A 19,780-nucleotide genomic window follows, 5' to 3' on the forward strand; every position below is an offset into this window, starting at 1 on the left:
GTCATGCGGATCTGGCACCATAAAGCGCGCTGTTCCACCGTTGCCGCGCCACCCCACGGGCCAGCGCTTGCCCGGCGGCCCAAAGGTTCTGCCTATCCCGCCATCCCCGCGACTTGCGTCCCCTGCACCCAGACCCGCGCGATGTTGGGCTTCGACGTGCCGTAAAGCACGCGCTCAAGCAGCCGCACGCCGGTCTCGTCGTCGAAAGCGCGCAGGGTCCCCGCCTCGACCGACGGGTCGATCAGCATTGCATCGAACGCCATCCCCGGCACGAAGGCGCCAACCGGCAGGCCCAAGGTCTCGGCCCCGCCCCGCGTCGCGAGGTGGAAGGCCGTCACTGCGTCGATCCGGGCGCCGGGCTGGCCCGCGCGCGCTTCGGGCGCCAACGCAGGCTCGACACCCGTTTCCAGCATCCGCGCGGCGGTGACGGCCATGCGCGCGGTCTCCCAGATCGTGCCCGCAGGCCCGCCTGAGATGTCCGAGCCCAAACCCACCGACACGCCCGCGCTCAGCGCCTTGCGCAGCGGAAAGACCGAGCCTGCGAAATAGGCATTCGACAGCGGGCAATGCGCGACGCCCGTCTTGTGCCGCTTCATCAGCGCGAAATCGCTGCCCGACAGGAAATTCCCATGCGCCAGAACCGAATGCGGCGTCATCAGACCGAAGCGCGCGAGGCTCTCGGCGTCGCTCATGGCGTGGCGATCCAGCACGTAGCCGTGCTCCCAGTCGCTTTCCGAGACATGAGTATGCACCCGGCAACCCGTCTCGGCGGCCAGCGCGCCCAAACCTGCCAGCGCCTCATCCGTGCAGGCGGGAATGAACCGCGGCATGACCACGGGTTCGACCAATCCGTCATTGCCGGGCAGCGTGCGGATATGCTCGATCAGCGCGCGGGTGCCGGCGATGGCGTCCTCGGCGCTCACATCGCGGTAATAATCCGGACAATTCTCGGGGTGGTCCATCGCCACCTTGCCCACCAGCGCGCGCTGGCCAAGCTCGAGACACAGCTCGGCCAGCCGCTGGGTTGCGGGCAGATGGACGGTGCCGAAATAGAGCGCCGTGGTCGTGCCCGAGGCCAGCAGATCGCGCACCAGCCGGGAATAGACCCGTTCGGCGAAGGCAAGGTCGCTGTAGCGCGCTTCCAGCGGGAAGGTGTAGCGTTGCAGCCAGACCTCGAGCGGCTCATCCAGCGCGGTGCCAAGCTGGGGATATTGCGGCGCATGGATATGCAGATCGACGAAGCCGGGAAGCAAAAGCGTGCCTTCCGGCAGGCGGATCGCATCGGCGGGGGGCGCATAGCCATCCGCGCCGGGGCGATGAACCGCCACGATCACACCCTCGTCGCCGATCTCGATGGCGAGCTCGGCGAAATCCTCAAGCGTGCCGTCAGGGCAGTGAAAACCCCGCGCAACAAGGGTCCGTCCGGCAAGCTTCATGCCGCGCTGGCGCCTTCGCCCAGCGTGGTGCCATAGGTCAGGCCCTTTTCCTTCAGCCAGCGCCGATAGGCGACCGAGGACGCATCGGCGCGCGTCGGGATCTCGGCACGCGGTTCGAGCGGCAACAAGGCCGGGCGCTGATTTTCCAGAATGATGCGGTCTTGCAGGAAAATCACCTGCTGGAACCCGATCAGATCGGCGATGCGCGCGCCTTCGTCGATCAGAAACATCACCGGATGGGCGCGGCACCGGTCGGGGTCGAGCGGCTGCACGAACAACGCGATCACGTCCCAGCGCTCGGTCGCCATCGGGCAGGTCTTGTAGAGCACGGTCACGAAGGGCGTCGCGATGCGGTACATGTAATCGGTCTTGAGCGCACCGCCCGCCGACAGCGCGGCCTTGGGCTGCACGAAGGTGCAATTGGTGGCCCAGACCTCGTCCACGTCGCGGCGGATCTCGCAATCGTATTGCGCGACTTCCGTATGCGGCTCGGACCCAAGAATATCGGTATGCACGAAGGGAAAATGCGCCATGTCGAGGAAGTTCTCGACGATCCGCAGGCCCGACGCTTTCACGGTGATCGCGCCGCAAGGCACGTAGCGGCGGTCGGCCTCTCTCGCTTCGGGGATGTCGGGCACATCGTCCGAGGCAGGCTCGCCCAGCGTGGTCCACAGATAGCCATAGCGCTGGCGGACCGGCAATCGGCGTCCCCGCGCCGAGACCGAAATCGAATCGCCCGCGCGACCGACGGCCAGATCAACGCCGAGCAGCCTGTTCCCACTTCCGCCCTGCGGCACATCCGCGAGGTTTTCGATGCAGTACCATTGATCCAGTGCGGCTTTCTCGGCCATGGCGATCCCTTTGCGTTCTGCTCACGCGTCGTAGATCCGACGCATCGTCGCGCGATGTTCGGCCAGCGCGGCGCCGATGTCGATGCGCGTGAAGGCCCCGTCAGCGACAACCTGTACGCCGTTGATGAAGGATTGATCAACCTTGAACGGGCCGCACATCACCATGGCGGCCAGCGGATCGCGCTCGGCCCCGGCCAGCCCGATCTGATTGAGGTTCATGGCGATGATATCGGCGGATTTGCCCGGCGCGATCTGGCCGATATCGTCGCGCCCCAGAAGCGCCGCGCCGCCGCGCGTGGCCATCCACAACGCTTCGCGCGTGGACATGGCGGTGGGCGTGCCGCCGAAACCACCCCGTCCGCCGGGCTGGGCGCTGAGATAGCGGTCGGGGGCCACACGCTGCAGGTATTGCGCGAAGCGAGCCTCGAGGAACATGTTGGACGTGTCGTTCGAGGCCGAGCCATCGACGCCCAGCCCGACCACAACGCCCGCATCCAGCATTTCGCGCGCGCGCATGATGCCCAGCCCGCAGCGCATATGCGCCGAGGGGCAGAAGGTCGCGCCGGTGCCGGTTTCGGCAAAATGCCGGATCTCGTCATCATTGAGGAAGATCGCATGGGCGAACCATACATCCGGCCCCAGCCAGCCCACGCTTTCGGCGAACCCGACCGAGCGCATGCCGTACATCTCCTGGCAATAGACCTCTTCGTCCAGCACCTCGGCGATATGGGAATGCAGCCGCACGCCGGTATGGCGGCGTGCCAGCGCGGCGGCGTCCTTCATCAGTTGCGGCGTCACCGAGAAGGGCGAGCAAGGCGCCAGCACGATCCGCGTCATCGCGTGATCGGCCGTGTCGTGATGGCGGCCGATCAGGCGCTCCATATCGGTCAGGATCGCGTCCTCGTCCTCGACGCAGCTATCGGGCGGCAGCCCGCCCTTGCTTTCACCGCGCGACATGGCGCCCCGGGCGGCGTGAAAACGCATCCCCATCTCGCCCGCGACCTCGATACAGGTATCGAGCCGGAAATCGCCGGGCATGATATACAGGTGATCCGAGGTCGTCGTGCAGCCCGAATGGATCAGTTCGGCCATCGCCATGCGCGACGACACGCGGTTCGCGTCGTCGTCGAGCCGTGCCCAGATCGGGTACAGCGTCTTGAGCCAGACAAAAAGCGGATCGTCCTGCACCATCACCCGCGTGAGGTTCTGGTAGAAGTGGTGATGCGTGTTCACCATGCCAGGCATGACGACATGATCGGTCAGGTCGATCACGCGGTCGGCGCCTGCCCCGACCTCGGCCAGCTCGGCATCGGTGCCGACGGCAGCAATGACATTGCCGTCGATCAGGACCGAAGCCCCGGTGATCTCTCGCCCCGCCTGCCCGCCCGCATCGTCGAACGTGGCGAGATGGGCGATGTTTTTCAGAAGCGTTTTCATCGTGTGTCCCGGAAATAGGGGGTCGACAGCGCGGCGGGTGCGGCCATCATCCGGCGCATCCGCTGCCATGCGATCACCGGCAGAATGATCAGCGCGATGGTGCCGAGATAGGGCAGCATCGACAAGATCGGCGCGGCGATGGGCCAGTTGCGAGCCTGCCCGACGAAACCGAGCGCGGTGACGAAGCCGAAGAGCAGCGCGGCGCCCGCAGCATTGATGGGCCGGAAGCCCGCGAAGATGACCAGCGCGACGGCGATCCAGCCGCGTCCGGCGACCACGCCTTCGGACCATGACGGCACGAAAGCCAGCGTCAGATAGGCGCCCGACCCCGCCGCCATTGCGGCACCGATCGCGGTGTACCAGAAGCGATAGGCCATGACGTTCAGCCCCGCCGCATCGGCCGCCGCCGGGTTTTCACCCACCGCGCGCATATTGAGACCGTGCCGGGTGCGGAACATCAGCCAGTGCAGGAACAACGGCACGATCAGGAAGATCACGTAGACAAGGATATTGTGCTGAAAGAACGCGCGCCCGAAGAACGGCAGATCCGACAGGATCGGGATGTCGAGCGGACGAAAGATCGCGGGCGCGGGCGTGCCGGAATAGGCCTTGCCGACCGTGGCGGCCATGCCGGTGCCGATGAGCGTCAGCGCCAGCCCCGACAGCACCTGATTGGCGCGGATGATCACGGTGGCAAAGGCAAAGACCATGCCGACCGCCAGTCCGACCGCCAGCGCGGCCAGAAAACCCAGCCAAGGCGTGGTGGTGGCGACGACCACGGCGATCCCGGTGACGGCGCCCAGCGCCATCAGCCCCTCGACCCCCAGATTGACGACGCCCACGCGTTCGGCCAGCACCTCGCCCAGCGCGGCCAGCGCCAGAACACCGCCCGCAAGAAAGGCCGTCTGGATAAGACCTGCGATGATGTCCATGCTTAGTTTCTCCCTTCCAGGCGCCGCAGCCGGTAATGCGCCAACTCGTCGCCGATCGCGGCGAAAAGCAGGATCAGACCGGTCATCGCCAGCACGGTGTTGGTGGTCAGGCCCTGCGTCTGCATGACGATGCCGCCATTCAGGATCACCGCCATCAGAAAGGCCGAGGCGATCACGCCCAGCGGCGCGGCCCGCGCCAGAACGGCCACCATGATGCCCAGATACCCGTAATTGTTGGAAATTCCGCCCTGAAGACGGCCTACCGTGCCCGCGACTTCCATCACACCGCCCAGCCCGGCAAGGGCGCCCGACAGCAACATGACCGCGATCAGGTGACGGCGCACGGGCATTCCCGCGTAACGCGCCGATCCCGCATTCGAGCCCGCCATGCGCACCTCGTAGCCCCAGCGGGTGACGCTGAAGATCACGGCCAGCACGACCGCCAGACCCAGCGCGATGGGCAGGCCCCAGTGAACGATACCCCAGACCTCGGGCAGACGGACGGGCAGTCGCGCGGTGGTGGCCAATGCCCGCCCCGACGGGTCAAGCCACGGCCCGGTGGCGACATAATAGACCAGCAAAAGCGCCACGAAGTTCAAAAGCAACGTGGTGATCAGCTCGCTTACATCAGCATAGGCGCGCGCGAGGGTGGGCACGAGGATCCACAGCGCCCCGCCCAGCGCGCCCGCCGCGATCATCGCGGGCAACAGCGCCCAGTCCGGGCCCGGCACGAAAAGCGCGATCCCGGCGGCACAAAGCGCACCGATATTGAACTGACCTTCGGCGCCGATATTCCACGCACCGATCCGCAGGCCCACCGCGACGGCAAGCCCGGTGAACAGCAGCGGCGAAAAGAGCAGGCCCAGATCCTCGAGCCCGAAGGACGAGCCGAACGTGGCGCTCAGCACCTGTGCGGCAAGGTCGATCGGGTCGATCCCGGCCATGGCCATCATCAGCGCCGTCACCGCCAGAGCCAGAAGCACCGACAGAACCCGCGCGGCGAAGGCTTTCCACGGCGGGGCGGAATGCAGGCGTTGCAGTTTCAGCCTCATGCCGCGACCTCCGCTTGCGGACCGCGCTGGCCGCCCATCATCAGGCCGATCTCGTCGATATCGGCCTGTTCACCCTCGACCACGCCCATGATCTGGCCGTGGAACATGACCGCGATACGGTCCGACAGGTTCAGCAATTCTTCCAGTTCCTCAGAGACCAGAACCACCGCGACGCCCTGATCGCGCAGTTCGGTGAAATAGCGCATCATCGTGTTGATCGCGCCGACATCGAGCCCGCGCGACGGATAGGCCGCGACCAGAACGCGCGAAGCAATCCGCATCTCGCGCCGCGCGACCAGCCGTTGCTGGTTCCCGCCCGACAGGTTGCGCACCGGCATGGCGAAATCGGGGACCATGACCTCGGCGATGGCGGCGATCTTTTCAGCCAGCGCCCGCGCCGCGCGCGGCATGTACCACGGCCCGCGCGACACGGGCGGCTGGCGATATTCGCGCAGCACGGTGTTGTCGGTCACCGACAAAGCGGGGGCCAGACCCGAGCCGAGCCGGTCTTCGGGTATATGCCCGACCCCGAGCGCGGCCACCTTGCGCGGACCCAGCGGCGCGATGTCGTCGCCGTCCAGCAAGACCCGGCCCTTGTCGGGCGTGGCAAGCCCGGTGAGCACCTGACACAGCTCGCGCTGGCCATTGCCCGCGACCCCGGCCACGCCCAGAATCTCGCCCGCGCGAAGCTGCAGCGACACATCTGTGAGCCGCCCTTTCAGCGTCACGCCGTCAAGCGTGAGCACCGGCGCCCCGGGCCCGGCGACGCCCTCAGTGCGTGTGCGCATGTCGCTGAGCACGATCTCGCGCCCGACCATTTTCTGCGCGAGCGAGCGTTCGGTGCAGGCCTCGGCCCATTCGGTCGCGACCTTGCGCCCCTGCCGCAGAATGGTGATGCGGTCGGCGATTTCGAGCACTTCGTCGAGCTTGTGAGAAATGAAGATCACCGCGTTGCCGCGCGCGACGAAGGCCCGCAGCGCGACGAACAGCTCCTGCGCCTCGGCAGGGGTCAGGACGGCGGTGGGCTCGTCAAGGATCAACACCTTGGCATCGCGCGACAGCACGCGCAGGATCTCGACGCGCTGTTGCTCGCCCGTCGACAGGTCGTCGACCGTGGCGCCCGGATCGACCGCCAGACCCAGCTTATGCGACAGATCGGCGGTGCGCTGTTCGAGCACCGAGCGATGGATGCGGGCGGGCGTATCCGCCCAGCCCAGATGCACGTTCTCGGCCACGGTAAAGGCCTTCACCAGTTTGAAATGCTGGTGCACCATGCCGATCCCGGCGGCGATGGCGTCTTGCGGGGCGGTAAAGACGCGGGCATAGCCGCCCACATGGATTTCGCCCGCCTCGGGCTGATAAATGCCCGTCAGCACGTTCATCAGCGTGGATTTTCCCGCGCCGTTCTCGCCCAGAAGCGCGTGAATTTCGCCGGGGAAGACCTCGAGCGACACGTTCTTGTTGGCGATCACGCCGGGAAACACCTTGTCGATGCCGTGGAGCGCCACCAAAGGCGGCGCTCCGGCATCCAGCCCCAACCGTTGCCGGATATCCGTCATCGTCTTCAGCCGTCGACGCCGGTGACGCCTTCGATGGACCAGTTCCATTCGTAGAGTTCGCGCTCGGTCATCGTATGACCGGCGGGGACGCGAATGGTGCCCGTGTTGTCCTTCATCTCGCCGACGAAGGGCGTCCAGCCGCCGAGCATCTGCTCACGCACCGCGTCGGCCTGCGCCGCGACCTCGGTCGGCACCGACTGGCCCCAGGCATCGCGATCGACGCCCTGACCCAGCGGCAGGATGTCTTCGGTCGGCGTCCATTCCCCGGCAAGGCGACGGCGCACCTGCTCGACATACCACGCCCCGAAATCGACGACGATCGACGAGATGTAGGCTTCCGGGCCATAGCGGCGGATATCGGTGTTCCACATCACCGCCTTGACGCCGCGCGCCTCGGCGACCTGCAGATAGGCGGCCTCGTCCATGATACCGAACAGCACATCGGCGCCATTGTCGATCAGCGCGGTGCCCGCCTGCGCGGCGGCCTGCGGATCGAACCACGAGTTGATGACGATGGCCTGCAAAGTGGCGTCCGGCTTGACCGTGCGCGCGCCCATCAGGAAGGCGTTGGTGCCCGAGTAGACCGAAGGGACCGGGAACGAGGCGACATAGCCCAGCTTGCCGGTTTCCGACATCAGGCCCGCAGCGACACCGGCGATATAGGACGGATACCAGTGCTGGACGTAATAGGTGCCCATATTCGGCAACGTGGTACGGCCGTCGCATTCATAGAACGCCACGTCGGGGGCGCGGTCGGCAACGTCATAGAGGAAGTCGCCATAGTTCGAGTTCACGAAGACCATGTTCGCGCCCTCGCCCACCATGCGGCGCAGGATGCGGCTGGCATCGGCCGAATAGGGCAGGTTCTCGACATAGGTGGTGGTGAGTTCGGGGAAAGCCGCCTCGACCGCCTGACGGCCCTGATCATGCGCCCAGGTCCAGCCCTCATCGGCGGTGGGACCGACATAGGCGAAAGAGATCTTGGCGTCGGCCTCGGCCACCGGGGGCAGCGCGGTCTGCGCACGAGCGGGACGGATCAGGCCGGTTTTCGGCAAGATCAGACCCGCACCCGCGGCGGCGCCCATGTTAAGAAAGCCACGCCGGGAAAGGTGTCGGATGTTCATCTTCAATATCTCCGCTGTATAGGGCCTCTTGGCGGGCCTGGGATGGACCTGCGGCACTGCAGCATGAAGAGCCGACAGGCCCTTTGCAGGCGCAGAATCGAGCCTTGCAGAATGCAATCGTTGCGAATAGGCGCTAAATTTCGTGGCACTTGTTGCGCTGAAAGCAACACTTGACGCGGCGCCGTTTCCCGTCCCTTACTGATTCCGCACTGCAGCACGATAGCCGGCCCCGGTGGGTTCACCCCCCGACTCCGGCACCCCGCCTGCGACGCGCCCCAGTTCCGGCCCGGATCCTGTCTGGACCCGCGCCCCATTGATCGGAGCCCGCATGACCGCCCGCATGACCGACCGTGTCATTCTGGAATTCACCGGCACGCTGACGCCGGCCAGCATGGACGCGTTCGCACATCATCGGGCGCAGCGGCTGACGCTTGATCTGGAGATCCTCGAATCGACGCCCGCGCGGATGCGGCTGGCGGTGGGCGGCCCGGTTGACCTGACCGATGCGTTCGAGATGGCGCTCAGCCTCGGGCCCGCAGACAGCCTGATCCTTGAGGTCAGGCGCAACAGCAATGACGGCCCGCGGCTGGACGACGCGGCACCGAACAGAGGAATGACGCAATGAGTATCAATGGCTGGTTCCCGCTGGCATTGTCGGACGCGATCACCGCAGGCAGCTCGGCAGGCGCGATCGTGAAGGGCTTGGAAGTCGTCGTGTGGCGCGACGATGCGGGCAATGCACATGCATGGGAAGACCGCTGCCCGCATCGCGGCATGAAGATGAGCTTCGGCTTCGTACGCGGCGATCATATCGCGTGCCTCTATCACGGCTGGCAATACGGCGTGGACGGTCAATGTCAGAAGATCCCCGCGCATCCCGAACTCGACGTGCCCAAAAGCATCTGCGTCAACACCTATGGCGCCGCCGAGGCGGGCGGCATGATCTGGGCCGCACTGGGCGAGGCCGGCGACGCCCCCACCCTGCCCGACGCGACCGCCGTGCGCAGCCTCTATATCGAGGTGCCGCTCAACACCGCGCTGGCCGCCCTGCCCTCGGCCGTTGGCGCCAAGGGGTTCACGCCCGAAGGGCCTGTCGCGCGGCTGGACAGCCGCTGGGGCATGCTGCTTGTCGGCCTGCAGGAAATCGGCGAGACCAGCTGCGCGCTGCATATCGCCGTTGCAGGACGCGCAACGCCCGAAACCTGCGCGCAGATCGCCATGGCCGCCGCGCGCCTGCGCGATGACGTCGAAGCCGGAGTTGCCGCATGACCGACCCCGTTCTCTACAATTACGATCTCGATATCGACTGCTACACGGTGCGGATGATTGCGGGCTGTCTGGGCATCGCGCTAGAGCTGCGCAATGTCGACATGTTCCCCGGCAACGAACATCTCAGCCCCGAGATGCTGGCGCTCAACCCGCAGGGCCGCCTGCCGGTTCTGGTCGAAGACTCGCTGGTCCTGACGCAGCCGCTGTCGATCATTCTGCATCTGGCCGAAACCCGGTGTCCCGAACATCCGCTGCTCCCGACCGATCCCGGGATCGGCGCGCGGATGCTGGACTGGATGACCTTCGCCGCGCGTGAAATGGGTGTTGCCGGCGCGGCGCGCGCCACGGCGATGCTGGGCGCGCCCGGCGATCTGGACGCCCTGCGCGCGCAGGCCCGCCGCGCGCTTCGGCTGGTCGACGATCACCTGACGCTGCAGGGCTTCAAGGGGCTGGGCTTTGTGGCCGGGCCCGAGGTAACGCTGGCCGATCTGATGCTGTTCCCGCCCTTTGCCCTGTCGCGCGATTTCGGCATCGACCACGATGCCTTCCCGGCGCTGCGCAACTGGGCGCGGCGCGTGCGCAAGACCAAGGGCTTTTCGACCATGCCGGGCATTCCGGACTATCACTGACCGGATCACGCCCGGAGAGTTTTCATGGACCTGCACCGCGTCGGCCTGCTTTCGAGCCGCGTGCACAATTTCACCACCGTGGTGCGGCTCGGATCCATCCGGGCCGCTGCCAAGGCGCTCAATGTCGCGCCCTCGTCGATCAGCCGCACGATCAAGCAGCTTGAGGACGATCTGGCCGCGCCGCTGTTCCAACGCTCGCAACAGCGGCTGAAGCTGACCTCGGCGGGCGAGCTTTTATATTACCACATCCGCCAATCGACGGGCGAGTTGAACCGCGCCCTGACCGAGATCGCCGACCTTCAGGGCCTGCATCGCGGCACCGTCACGCTGGCCACCGTGGAAAGCGCCGCGCGGGGCTTCGTGCCCGAGGTGATGGCGGGCTACTGGGTGCGCCACCCCGAGATCACCGTCGATATGAACGTGATGACCTCGTCGGATGCGGCCAATGCCGTGGCGCAGGGCGACGCCGATCTGGCCATGGTTTTCGACACCCGCCCGCCCCGCAATACGCGGCGCATCGCCTCGCTGTCGCTGCCGCTGGGCGTGATGGTCGCGCCGGGCAGCCGTCTTGCACGCAAGGAAACGCTTCGGGTGTTCGACCTGACCGGCGAGCGGGTGATCTTGTCGGATTCAAGCCTGACATTGGGCTGGTCGGTCGAAGATGCGCTGGCGGGCTCTTTCGTCGAGTTTTCGCGCCGCGCACGGTCGAACTCGATCACCCTGATGATCGATCTGGCGCGACGGGGGCTGGGCACGATCCTGCAAACCCGTATCGGCGCCGAGCAGGAACTCGAACGCGGCGACCTTGTGTTCATCCCCCTCAGCGACCCGCAGCTAAAGCCCCGCCGCCTGCATCTGATCGCCCGCCCGAAGGCGGAAATGTCCGAGGCCGCCTCGGCCCTCGAAGCGATGATCGCGGGCACGATGGAGCGTCTGAGCGGCTGACCATCTGTTGCACTGGGCGCAACAACTGCGTCGGAAATCAACGTCTATTCGGAACACTGTGGTCGCGTCATCCTGCGCTTGGAGTACAGGAAACGGATCCACCATCATGAAGCAAAGCGCCGTCGAAGCGGTCATTCGCGGGCTCAAGAAGGCGGGCGTCAGCATCGTCTGCTACCTGCCCGATTCGCTGTTCAAGGAACTCTACCCGGCGCTCGATGCCGATCCCGATATCCGCACGATTCAGGTCACAAACGAAGGCGAAGGCGCGGCCATCTGCGGCGGGGTGTTCCTGTCGGGCAAACGCGCGGCGCTGGTGATGGAGAATTCGGGGCTGCGCGCCTCGGTCGAGCCGCTGGCGCGCATGGGGCTGGGCGCGGGCATCCCGGTGGTCATGCTGATGAGCTATCGCGGCGACACGGGCGAGAACAATTGGTGGGCGGTGCCGCATGGCATCACCATGGAGCCGGTGCTCAAAGCGCTGCGCATCCCCTATGTCGTCGAGCGCGAGGAAGACCGCATCGAGCGCGCGATCACCGACGCGTTCGAACTGGCCTATGCCAGCTATTATCACACCGCCGTGGCGCTGTCCGGGAGCATCGTGCGATGAAACGTTTTGACTGCATGACCCGCCTCGCCGCGCGGCTGGACAACGAACTGGTGATCCTGTCGCTGGGGGCTTCGGTCGACGAATGGTACAATGCCGCGCCGCATATGCGCACGGCCTCGTTGTTTCAGCAACAACTCGGCTGCGTGACCCCGCAGGCCTTCGGACTGGCGGCGGGCCTGCCCGACCGGCGCATTGTCTCGCTCGATACCGATGGCGGGATGATGTTCAATCTCGGCATCCTCGCCACGCTGGGGAACGAGCAGCCGAAGAACCTGTTCGTCGTCGTCTGGGACAACGAATGCTACCAGTCGATCGGCGGGCCGCCCACGCATACTGCCTCGGGGCGCGTCGATATCGCCGCCATCGCCCGGGGCGCCGGGGTCGAACATGCCTATACCGCGCGCACGCTCGACGAATTCGACGCGCATTGCGAGGCCGGGCTGAAAGCCGATACGCCCTATGTCGTCGTCGCCAAGGTTGCCGGCACCGTGCAGCCCGACATCCGGCGCAAGCATTCAGACGGGCGCGAAGACAAATACATCTTCGTGCGCCATGTCGAAGCGACCGAGGGCATCACCATCATGGGCCCGTCGGAGCATAATTGATGGCCGGTGCCTTCGACATCCTCGTGGTCGGATCGGGATCGGGCGGCGCGCCGGTCGCGCGGCGCCTCGCCGATGCGGGCGCGCGCGTGGCGGTGATCGAGGCAGGCAGCGACCCGCTGGGCGATCCGGTGGTCGCAGACCCCGCGCAATGGTTCGCGCTGCAATCGGGGCGCTGGGACTGGGGGCATGCCTATCGCCCCGCCGCAGCCCTGAACGGTCGTGTCGTGCCGATCCCGCGCGGAAAGGCGCTCGGCGGCTCATCCGTCACCAACGCGATGATGTGGTACCGCGGCGTGCCTGACGATTACGCGCGCTGGAATGCCGTGGCACCTGGGTGGAGCTGGGCCGACTGCCTGCCCGCCTTTCTTGCCAGCGAAAGCTGGGACGGGGGCGGCCAGCGCGGCACGAATGGTCCACTGCAGATCACTCGTGCAAGCGCCGACCATCCGTTGACGCAGGCGATGCTCGCCGGAGGCGCGGCGATGGGATTGCCCGTCATCGACGATCCCAACGGCCCCGAACCCGAAGGCGTCGCGCTCGCCAATTTCAACATCGACAAGACCGGCCTGCGCCACAGCTCAGCCGATGCCTATCTGCGTCCGGTCATCGGCAAGGGTGTCACGCTGCTCACCCGCACACGCGCGCTCTCGGTGCTGTTCGACGGCGACCGAGCGGTGGGGCTGCGCGTCGCCGATGCCGAAGGAACGCGCGACCTTTTCGCGGACAGGATCGTGCTTGCCGCCGGCGCGCTCGAAACACCGCGGCTGCTAATGCTGTCGGGGATCGGCGCCAAGGACGACCTGCAACGTCTCGGAATAAAAACACGAATCGATGCACCCGAGGTTGGCCGCAACCTGCAGGACCATCCGCTGCTTCGCGCGCTCAACATCCGCCCCAAGCGCCCGCTCGGCCCCCCGGTCGGCAATGGCGGCGGCACGCTGACGATCTGGCGCTCGGACCCGTCGCTGCCTCAGGCAGACCTGCTGGCCTTTCCGATCCAGAATGCCTCGGGCGGGCCGGATCTGCGCGCGCGCTACGATCTGAGCGGCGAGGCCTTTGCCATCGGGGTCGGCGTTATGCGGTCGTATTCGCGCGGCTGGATGCGGCTGACCGGCACCGATCCCGACGATCCGCTGGAGATCGAGCCGAACCTTCTGTCCGACCCGCGCGACCTGACCGCGCTGACCACCGGTGTGCTACACCTGCAGGAGATGCTGGAAGGCCCCGCCTTCGCCGATCTCTTCGCCGGCCACCTTGCCCCCGACAGCCGCGTCGACCGTGCCGGTGCCGAAGCTTTCGTCCGCCTCGCCTGCTCGACCTTCTTTCACTGCACCGGAACCGCCCGGATGGGTGCCGACGCGCAGGCCGTGGTCACACCCCGGCTGCAGGTCAACGGCCTGCATAATCTATGGATCGCCGATGCCTCGGTCATCCCTGAAATCCCGGCCTGCCACACGCACGCCCCCGTCACCATGATCGGCGAACGCGCCGCCCGCTTCATCCAGGAGGATGCATGACCCAGGACTCCGCACGACCGAAAGCCAAGAAGGCCACGCCCGCTCCGAAACGCCCCGCGCCCGGGCAGCCCGATCTGATCCTGACGGCCGAGGCGGTCGTGACCATGGATGTCGATCTGAGCGTTCACGCGCCGGGCGCCATCGCGATCCGCGGGGACACCATCCTTGCCGTCGGCCCCGAGGCCGAAATCCTCGCCGCGCATCCCGGCGCGCCGGTGAAAGCGATGGGCCGCAAGGTCCTGATGCCCGGCCTGATCAACGCGCATGCACATTCCGGTTTCCTGCGCGGGACGGCCGAACATCTGCCGGTCTGGGACTGGCTGACCCAGCACATCAACCCGATGCACCGTATGCTGCGCCCCGAAGAGGCCGAAGCCGCAAGCTATCTGTGTTATGCCGAAAGCCTCCTTTCCGGAACGACAACGCTGGTCGATATGTGGCGCTACATGCAAGGATCGGCCCGCGCGGCCGAGGTCCTTGGCAACCGGCTGGTCGCCGTGCCGTATGTCGGCGAACATCCCGATTACGACTACTTTGACACGCTGGACATGAACGAAGCGTTAATCGAGGCGTGGAACGGCAAGGCCGATGGCCGCGTCTCGGTCTGGGTCGGGCTCGAGCACTTGTTCTATGCCGACGAAGCCGGTCAGCAGCGCGCAATCGAACTGTCGAAGAAGCACAAGGTTCCGTTTCACACCCATTGCTCCGAAGCCGAGATCGAGCTGCAGGAATATCTCGACCGATATGGCAAGAAGCCGATGGAAGTCTTTGAGGATCTTGGCTTCTTCGAGACCCCGCTGACCATGTTCGCGCATGCTGTCTGGCTCGATCCGTCCGAAGTCGAGCTGATCGCGAAATACAATGTCTCGGTCGCCCACAACCCGGTGTCGAACATGAAACTCGCCTCAGGGATCGCGCCCGTGGCCGAGTTCCTTGCCGCCGGTATTCCCGTCGGGCTGGGCACCGATGGCGAGAAAGAGAACAACAATTTCGACATGGTCGAAGAGATGAAGACCGCCAGTCTTCTGGGCAAGCTGCGCCACCGGGACGCGGCGGCGATGGATAGCTGGGACTGCCTGCGCATGGCCACCAGCCTGGGCGCGAAAGCCATCGGTCAGGACGACCGGATCGGCAGCCTCGAACCCGGAAAACGCGCCGATATCATCGCGATACGCGCCGACACGCCGCGCATGACCCCGTTCTTCGCGGACGGTCCGTGGTTCAATCTTCAGCATAACCTCGTGCATGCGATCCGGGGCTCCGACGTGTCGATGACCATGGTTAACGGCGCGATCCTCGTCGAAGACGGCCAGTTGAAAACCGGCGACATGGCCGAGATCATCGCCCGCATCCACCGCCTCGCCCCCGGCCATTTCACCCGGCGTGCCGACTGGCTGTCGGCGAATGGCGGTGGCACCAAGCAATGGACGGATTCCTGATGACCCGCGATCCCGTAGCGCTCAACGACTGGTACGCCGTCGCCTCGCTGGCGGACCTTACGCAAACCCCTGAAACCACTCGGCTTCTGGGTCAGGACATCGCGGTCAGCCACGGCCCCGACGGCCCCGTCGCGACCCATCTGGGGACCGGTGCCGCGCTGCCCGTGCGCGAGAAATTCGAGTGCCTCTGGACCAGCCTTGGCACACCCGAAGGCGAGATCTTCGACATTGCCGAGGCGCAGGACCCGACCCGCCGTGTCCTTCCCTGCGGCTGGGTGACGATGCGCGCATCCGGCCTGCGGGTGGTCGAGAATTTCCTCGACATGGCGCATTTCCCCTTCGTGCACACCGATATCCTCGGCTCGGAGCCTCATACAGAGGTGCCGCATTACACGTCCGAAATCCGCCGCGATGTCGACGAGGTCTGGGCCACGAATTGCCAGTTCTTCCAGCCGCAGATGACCGCCGCGCGCCCTGAGGGCGAATTCGCGCAGCTGACCTATCGCGTGCCGTCGCCCTTCGTGGTGATGCTCTACCGCAAGGTTCCCGATAGCGGCGGCCTTGAGGACGCCATCGCGCTGTTCATCCAGCCGCACGAGGCCGATCTGTGCCGCGCCCAGCCGGTGATGTACCTGACCGATCAGAGCTCGACGGAAACGGCCCTGCTGCGCTTTGAGCAAGTGATCTTCCTTCAGGATCGGATCATCGTTGAAAATCAACGCCCTCTGCTGCTTCCTTTAGAGCCGAGAGCCGAAGTTCCCACCCGCGCGGACAGCTCATCCGTGGCCTATCGGCGGTGGCTGAAAGAGAAAGGCCTGACATTCGGAACGACGGCGGAGCCGCTCGTTGGCGCCGCGTGATGCGGGTCCTCCGGCCCGATACGCTGGATGAAGCGTTGTCGCTTGTTGCGCAGGGCGCGGCGCGCCCGGTGGCCGGCGCGACGGCGTTTCAGGTCCTGTGGGCGCAAGGCATCGCCCGCCCGGACGCGCTGGTCGATATCGCGCCCTTCCTGCCCGCGGGGATCAACCGGGCCGGCGGCAGTATAACCATCGGTGCGGGCACGACGCTGGAAACCCTGCGGCGCGCGGGCATCCCGCTTCTGTCGCGCGCGCTCGAGGATGTGGCCGCGCCGGGTATCCGGCGCCTCGGGACGCTGGGCGGACAGATCGGCTGGGGCGCGGGATGCCTGCTGTCGGTGTTGCTGGTACTGGAAGCCGAGCTTGAAACCACGCATGGCTTGCGCCCGCTCACCGATTTTCTGACGCGTCCTGAGGGTGTTATTCTTAATGTCAGGCTTTCAGAGCCCACCGAAGATGCAAGACTGGTCTGGCGCAAATTCGGGCTGAGACAGGCTTTTTCTCCGGCGATGCTCACCGTTGCGGGGTTCAGGCAACCGGGCGCGCTGCGGCTTGCGATTGGCGGCGGACTTGTCGCGCCGCGCCGCCTGCCCTTGAGCGAGGCTGCGGGCCAGTCCCATGACACGCTGCGACGCGCGGTTGAGGCCGAAGTCGAGATGCCCGACTGCCCCTTTCGCTCCGCCCTGTGGCGTCAGCGCAGCGCGGCGCGCGCGCTCGCGCAGGGGCTATTCCCGCAAACGGCACGAACAACGCGCCGAACCTTGCGTCCCTTGCCCCGGCGTGACGTGCCCAAACCCGGTTTGTTGAGCCCGGATGGCCCTGACTGGTACACCCGCCCTGACATGGCGCGCAAAGCGCGGGGCGAGATGCCCTATCTCACCGATATCCGCCGTCCCGACATGCTGATCGGTCGGATCCTGCGCGCGGCGCATCCGCATGCGCGGATCCTGTCGATCGATACCAGCGTCGCCGAGGCGCTGCCCGGCGTCGCTGCCGTGGTCACGCATCGCGATATTCCCGGTCTAAACGGCTTTGGCATCGTGTTTCAGGACCAGCCCGGCCTGTGCGCGGATAAGGTCCGCTATCTGGGCGACGCGGTCGCGGCGGTCGCCGCCCGTGACGAGGCGACCGCCGAGGCGGCGCTGGCGCTGATCCGCGTCACCTATGATCCGCTGCCCGTGGTCGAGGAGATGGCGCAGGCGCTCACGGACGGTGCGACGCGGGTTCACGAAAGCGGCAATCTGGTCACCGACATCCGGCTTGAGCGGGGCGATATCGACGCAGGCTTCGGCGAGGCCGCGCATGTGGTCGAGGATATTTACCTTACCCCCCGGCAGATGCACGGCTTCATGGAAACCGAAGGCGGCCATGCCGAGGTGCTGCCGGATGGCACGCTGCTTGTCTCGGTCGGCGGACAACATGGCGCGCGCGACCGGGCACAGCTGGCGCGGCTGCTGGACCGCGACCCGTCCACAATCCGTGTGATCACAAGCCCCACGGGCGGTGCCTTCGGCGGCAAGGACGAATTGACCGTGCAGCCGGCTCTGGCGCTTCTGGCGCTCAAATCCGGCCGGCCCGTACGCCTGCAACTCAGCCGGACCGAGAGCGTCATCGCGGGCACAAAGCGCAACCCGATGCGGATACGGATGCGAACCGGCTGCGACGCCGATGGCAAGATCGTCGCGCAAGAGGTTGATGTTCTGTCAGATTCCGGCGCTTATGCGTCGCTTTCCCCCGGCGTTCTGGAAACCGGGATGGAACATGCGGCGGGGCCGTACCTTATCAAGGCCCTGCGCACGCGCGGACGTCTGACCTATAGCAATAACGGCACGAATGGTGCGTTCCGGGGCTTCGGGGCCAACCAGATGGCCTTTGCCATGGAATGCCAGATCGACCGCCTTGCTGCGAAAGCGGGGCTCGACCCTGCCGAAATCCGCCGCCGCAACCTGCGCGACCCGGGAATGCCCGGGGCCTTGGGGCAGAAGGTTGCGGGCTCGGAGCGGCTGGAGGAAATGCTGGAAGCGGCGGCGGCCTCGCCGCTGTGGAGCGGCACGTCGGATGATGGCGAATGGGTCACCGGAACCGGCATGGCGTTGATCTGGCAGGGAAACGGTCTGGGCACCATCCCCGAGGATCGGGGCGAAGGCGCGCTGAGGCTGGCGCCCGATGGCAAGATCGAAGTGCTGTGCGGGCTTGATGAGATGGGACAGGGCCTGCATGCCTCGCTTCGCGCGGTGGTGGCCGGCGCGCTGGGGATCGGACGCGAGGATGTGCGGCCCGTGACAGGCGATACCGGCCGCGCCCCCGATAGCGGCTCGACCACCGCGTCGCGCGGCGGCTATGTCGTCTGGACCATTGCGCAGCAGGCAGGTCCGGTTCTGTCCGCCGACATGCTGCAGGGCGCGGCGCGGCTGCTCGACCGTCCGGTGACCGAGCTGACCCTCGTTCCCGGCGGTATCGGCGAGGCGGGGCGCAACCTGCCCGAGCCGATCCTGACCTTCGCCGATCTGGCACGGCGGGCGCTGCCCTCGGGCCTGCCGGTCGCGCATGTGGCCTTCGACTTTCCCAAAAGCGATTACACCAAGGGCAATGCGCGGTTCATCTTCTGCGCCGGGGCGACCGTCGCGCGCATCGCGGCAAGCCGGGTGAGCGGCGAGATCCGCGTCGATGCGCTTGAGATGCACACCGCTGCGGGACCGATCATCGATCTTGCCAGCTATCTGGGCCAGATGGAGGGCGGGCTGGTGCAGGGGCTGGGCTTCACGCTGACCGAGGACGTGTTGATGAAGGGCGGCGCGCCGCTCACGCGCAACCTTGACACCTATGCCATGCCGACCCAGCGCGACGTCCCCCGGCATCTGAGCGTCACCGCCCTGCCCGATCTCGATCCCGGCGATCCCTATGGGCCGCGCGGCGCGGGTGAATTGGGGATCGGCGGCGTCACGCCCGCCATCGCCAATGCCGTGGCCGACGCGATCGGCCACTGGCCCGCCAAAGCCCCGATCCCGCCCGACTGGGTGCAAAGCCGGATGGAGACGCGATGATCCGCTTCACATTGAACGGCGAGCCGGTCGAAATCGACGCCGCCCCCGACCGCAGTCTTGCGCGCATCCTGCGCGACGATCTGGGGCGGACCGGCACCAAGATCGGCTGCGATATCGGTCGCTGCGGAGCCTGTACGGTGCTGCTGGGCGGTCAGGCGGTCAATGCCTGTCTGGTCATAGCGTGGCGGCTCGCCGGGCAACACGTCACGACCATCGAGGGGCTCGATTCCCTTCCTGTTTCCAAGGCGCTGGTCCAAGGCATGACCGAGGCCAACGCGTTTCAATGCGGCTATTGCGCGCCCGGCACGATGATGCAGCTGGCCGCGCTTTTGACCGACGAGCCCGAGGCCAGCGACGACACGATCCGCGCCGCGCTCGAGGGCAATCTGTGCCGCTGCACCGGCTATCATTCGATCCTGCGCGGGGCCCGGCGGGCTGCCGACCTGCTCAGGGCCGAGACCCAAGATAAGGACTGAC

At 66.3% G+C, this 19,780-nt stretch carries 18 protein-coding genes; 11 read left to right on the forward strand and 7 right to left on the reverse strand.

Features of this window, described 5'->3' with window-relative positions; genetic code table 11:
• Positions 1 to 92: 92 nt before the first annotated feature.
• The 7 genes from JI664_RS16960 to JI664_RS16990 are packed head-to-tail and all read right to left on the reverse strand — an operon-like array spanning position 93 to position 8,391.
• Complete coding sequence (locus JI664_RS16960) at positions 93 to 1,436, reverse strand: amidohydrolase family protein (RefSeq protein WP_207014958.1); 1,344 nt, start codon at positions 1,434 to 1,436, stop codon at positions 93 to 95.
• Complete coding sequence (locus JI664_RS16965) at positions 1,433 to 2,287, reverse strand: aromatic ring-hydroxylating oxygenase subunit alpha (protein WP_207014959.1); 855 nt, start codon at positions 2,285 to 2,287, stop codon at positions 1,433 to 1,435. The genes JI664_RS16960 and JI664_RS16965 overlap by 4 nt, the downstream gene beginning before the upstream one ends.
• Positions 2,288 to 2,308: 21 nt before the next feature.
• Complete coding sequence (locus JI664_RS16970; protein ID WP_207014960.1) at positions 2,309 to 3,724, reverse strand: 8-oxoguanine deaminase; 1,416 nt, start codon at positions 3,722 to 3,724, stop codon at positions 2,309 to 2,311.
• The gene (locus JI664_RS16975) at positions 3,721 to 4,656 is read right to left on the reverse strand and encodes an ABC transporter permease (RefSeq protein ID WP_207014961.1); all 936 of its coding nucleotides are present in this window, start codon (positions 4,654 to 4,656) and stop codon (positions 3,721 to 3,723) included. The genes JI664_RS16970 and JI664_RS16975 overlap by 4 nt, the downstream gene beginning before the upstream one ends.
• A 2-nt stretch (positions 4,657 to 4,658) precedes the next feature.
• Positions 4,659 to 5,708, reverse strand: a complete 1,050-nt coding sequence (locus JI664_RS16980; RefSeq protein WP_207014962.1) for an ABC transporter permease — start codon at positions 5,706 to 5,708, stop codon at positions 4,659 to 4,661.
• Positions 5,705 to 7,267 carry an ABC transporter ATP-binding protein gene (locus JI664_RS16985; protein WP_207014963.1) on the reverse strand — a complete coding sequence of 521 codons (1,563 nt, stop codon included), beginning with the start codon at positions 7,265 to 7,267 and terminating at the stop codon, positions 5,705 to 5,707. Before JI664_RS16985 ends, JI664_RS16980 begins: the two co-directional genes overlap by 4 nt.
• A 5-nt stretch (positions 7,268 to 7,272) precedes the next feature.
• Positions 7,273 to 8,391: a BMP family ABC transporter substrate-binding protein gene (locus tag JI664_RS16990; RefSeq protein WP_207014964.1), complete on the reverse strand. Its 1,119-nt coding sequence runs from the start codon at positions 8,389 to 8,391 to the stop codon at positions 7,273 to 7,275.
• 328 nt (positions 8,392 to 8,719) lie between these two features.
• Here JI664_RS16990 and JI664_RS16995 point away from each other — a divergent pair, with 328 nt between their 5' ends.
• From JI664_RS16995 to JI664_RS17045, 11 genes are all read left to right on the forward strand, one after another.
• Complete coding sequence (locus tag JI664_RS16995) at positions 8,720 to 9,016, forward strand: hypothetical protein (RefSeq protein ID WP_207014965.1); 297 nt, start codon at positions 8,720 to 8,722, stop codon at positions 9,014 to 9,016.
• The gene (locus tag JI664_RS17000) at positions 9,013 to 9,660 is read left to right on the forward strand and encodes a Rieske 2Fe-2S domain-containing protein (RefSeq protein WP_207014966.1); all 648 of its coding nucleotides are present in this window, start codon (positions 9,013 to 9,015) and stop codon (positions 9,658 to 9,660) included. Before JI664_RS16995 ends, JI664_RS17000 begins: the two co-directional genes overlap by 4 nt.
• Positions 9,657 to 10,289 carry a glutathione S-transferase family protein gene (locus tag JI664_RS17005; RefSeq protein WP_207014967.1) on the forward strand — a complete coding sequence of 211 codons (633 nt, stop codon included), beginning with the start codon at positions 9,657 to 9,659 and terminating at the stop codon, positions 10,287 to 10,289. The genes JI664_RS17000 and JI664_RS17005 overlap by 4 nt, the downstream gene beginning before the upstream one ends.
• Before the next feature lie 24 nt (positions 10,290 to 10,313).
• Complete coding sequence (locus JI664_RS17010; RefSeq protein ID WP_207014968.1) at positions 10,314 to 11,234, forward strand: LysR family transcriptional regulator; 921 nt, start codon at positions 10,314 to 10,316, stop codon at positions 11,232 to 11,234.
• A gap of 106 nt (positions 11,235 to 11,340) precedes the next feature.
• Entirely contained in the window at positions 11,341 to 11,841 is a 501-nt protein-coding gene (locus JI664_RS17015) for a thiamine pyrophosphate-binding protein (protein WP_207014969.1), read from the forward strand.
• The gene (locus JI664_RS17020) at positions 11,838 to 12,446 is read left to right on the forward strand and encodes a thiamine pyrophosphate-dependent enzyme (RefSeq protein ID WP_207014970.1); all 609 of its coding nucleotides are present in this window, start codon (positions 11,838 to 11,840) and stop codon (positions 12,444 to 12,446) included. Before JI664_RS17015 ends, JI664_RS17020 begins: the two co-directional genes overlap by 4 nt.
• A complete protein-coding gene (locus JI664_RS17025) occupies positions 12,446 to 13,963 on the forward strand; it encodes a GMC family oxidoreductase (protein ID WP_207014971.1) in 1,518 nt (505 codons plus the stop codon). Before JI664_RS17020 ends, JI664_RS17025 begins: the two co-directional genes overlap by 1 nt.
• Positions 13,960 to 15,402, forward strand: a complete 1,443-nt coding sequence (locus JI664_RS17030; protein ID WP_207014972.1) for an amidohydrolase family protein — start codon at positions 13,960 to 13,962, stop codon at positions 15,400 to 15,402. Before JI664_RS17025 ends, JI664_RS17030 begins: the two co-directional genes overlap by 4 nt.
• Complete coding sequence (locus tag JI664_RS17035; RefSeq protein ID WP_286174149.1) at positions 15,402 to 16,262, forward strand: aromatic ring-hydroxylating dioxygenase subunit alpha; 861 nt, start codon at positions 15,402 to 15,404, stop codon at positions 16,260 to 16,262. The genes JI664_RS17030 and JI664_RS17035 overlap by 1 nt, the downstream gene beginning before the upstream one ends.
• Positions 16,262 to 19,303, forward strand: coding sequence for a molybdopterin cofactor-binding domain-containing protein (locus JI664_RS17040; protein ID WP_207014974.1), 3,042 nt, complete (start codon positions 16,262 to 16,264; stop codon positions 19,301 to 19,303). Before JI664_RS17035 ends, JI664_RS17040 begins: the two co-directional genes overlap by 1 nt.
• Positions 19,300 to 19,779, forward strand: a complete 480-nt coding sequence (locus JI664_RS17045) for a (2Fe-2S)-binding protein (RefSeq protein WP_207014975.1) — start codon at positions 19,300 to 19,302, stop codon at positions 19,777 to 19,779. Before JI664_RS17040 ends, JI664_RS17045 begins: the two co-directional genes overlap by 4 nt.
• Position 19,780: the final 1 nt, after the last annotated feature.

It is taken from the genome of Rhodobacter sp. NTK016B (assembly GCF_017303295.1).
In the GTDB taxonomy this organism is placed as follows: Bacteria; Pseudomonadota; Alphaproteobacteria; order Rhodobacterales; family Rhodobacteraceae; genus Pararhodobacter.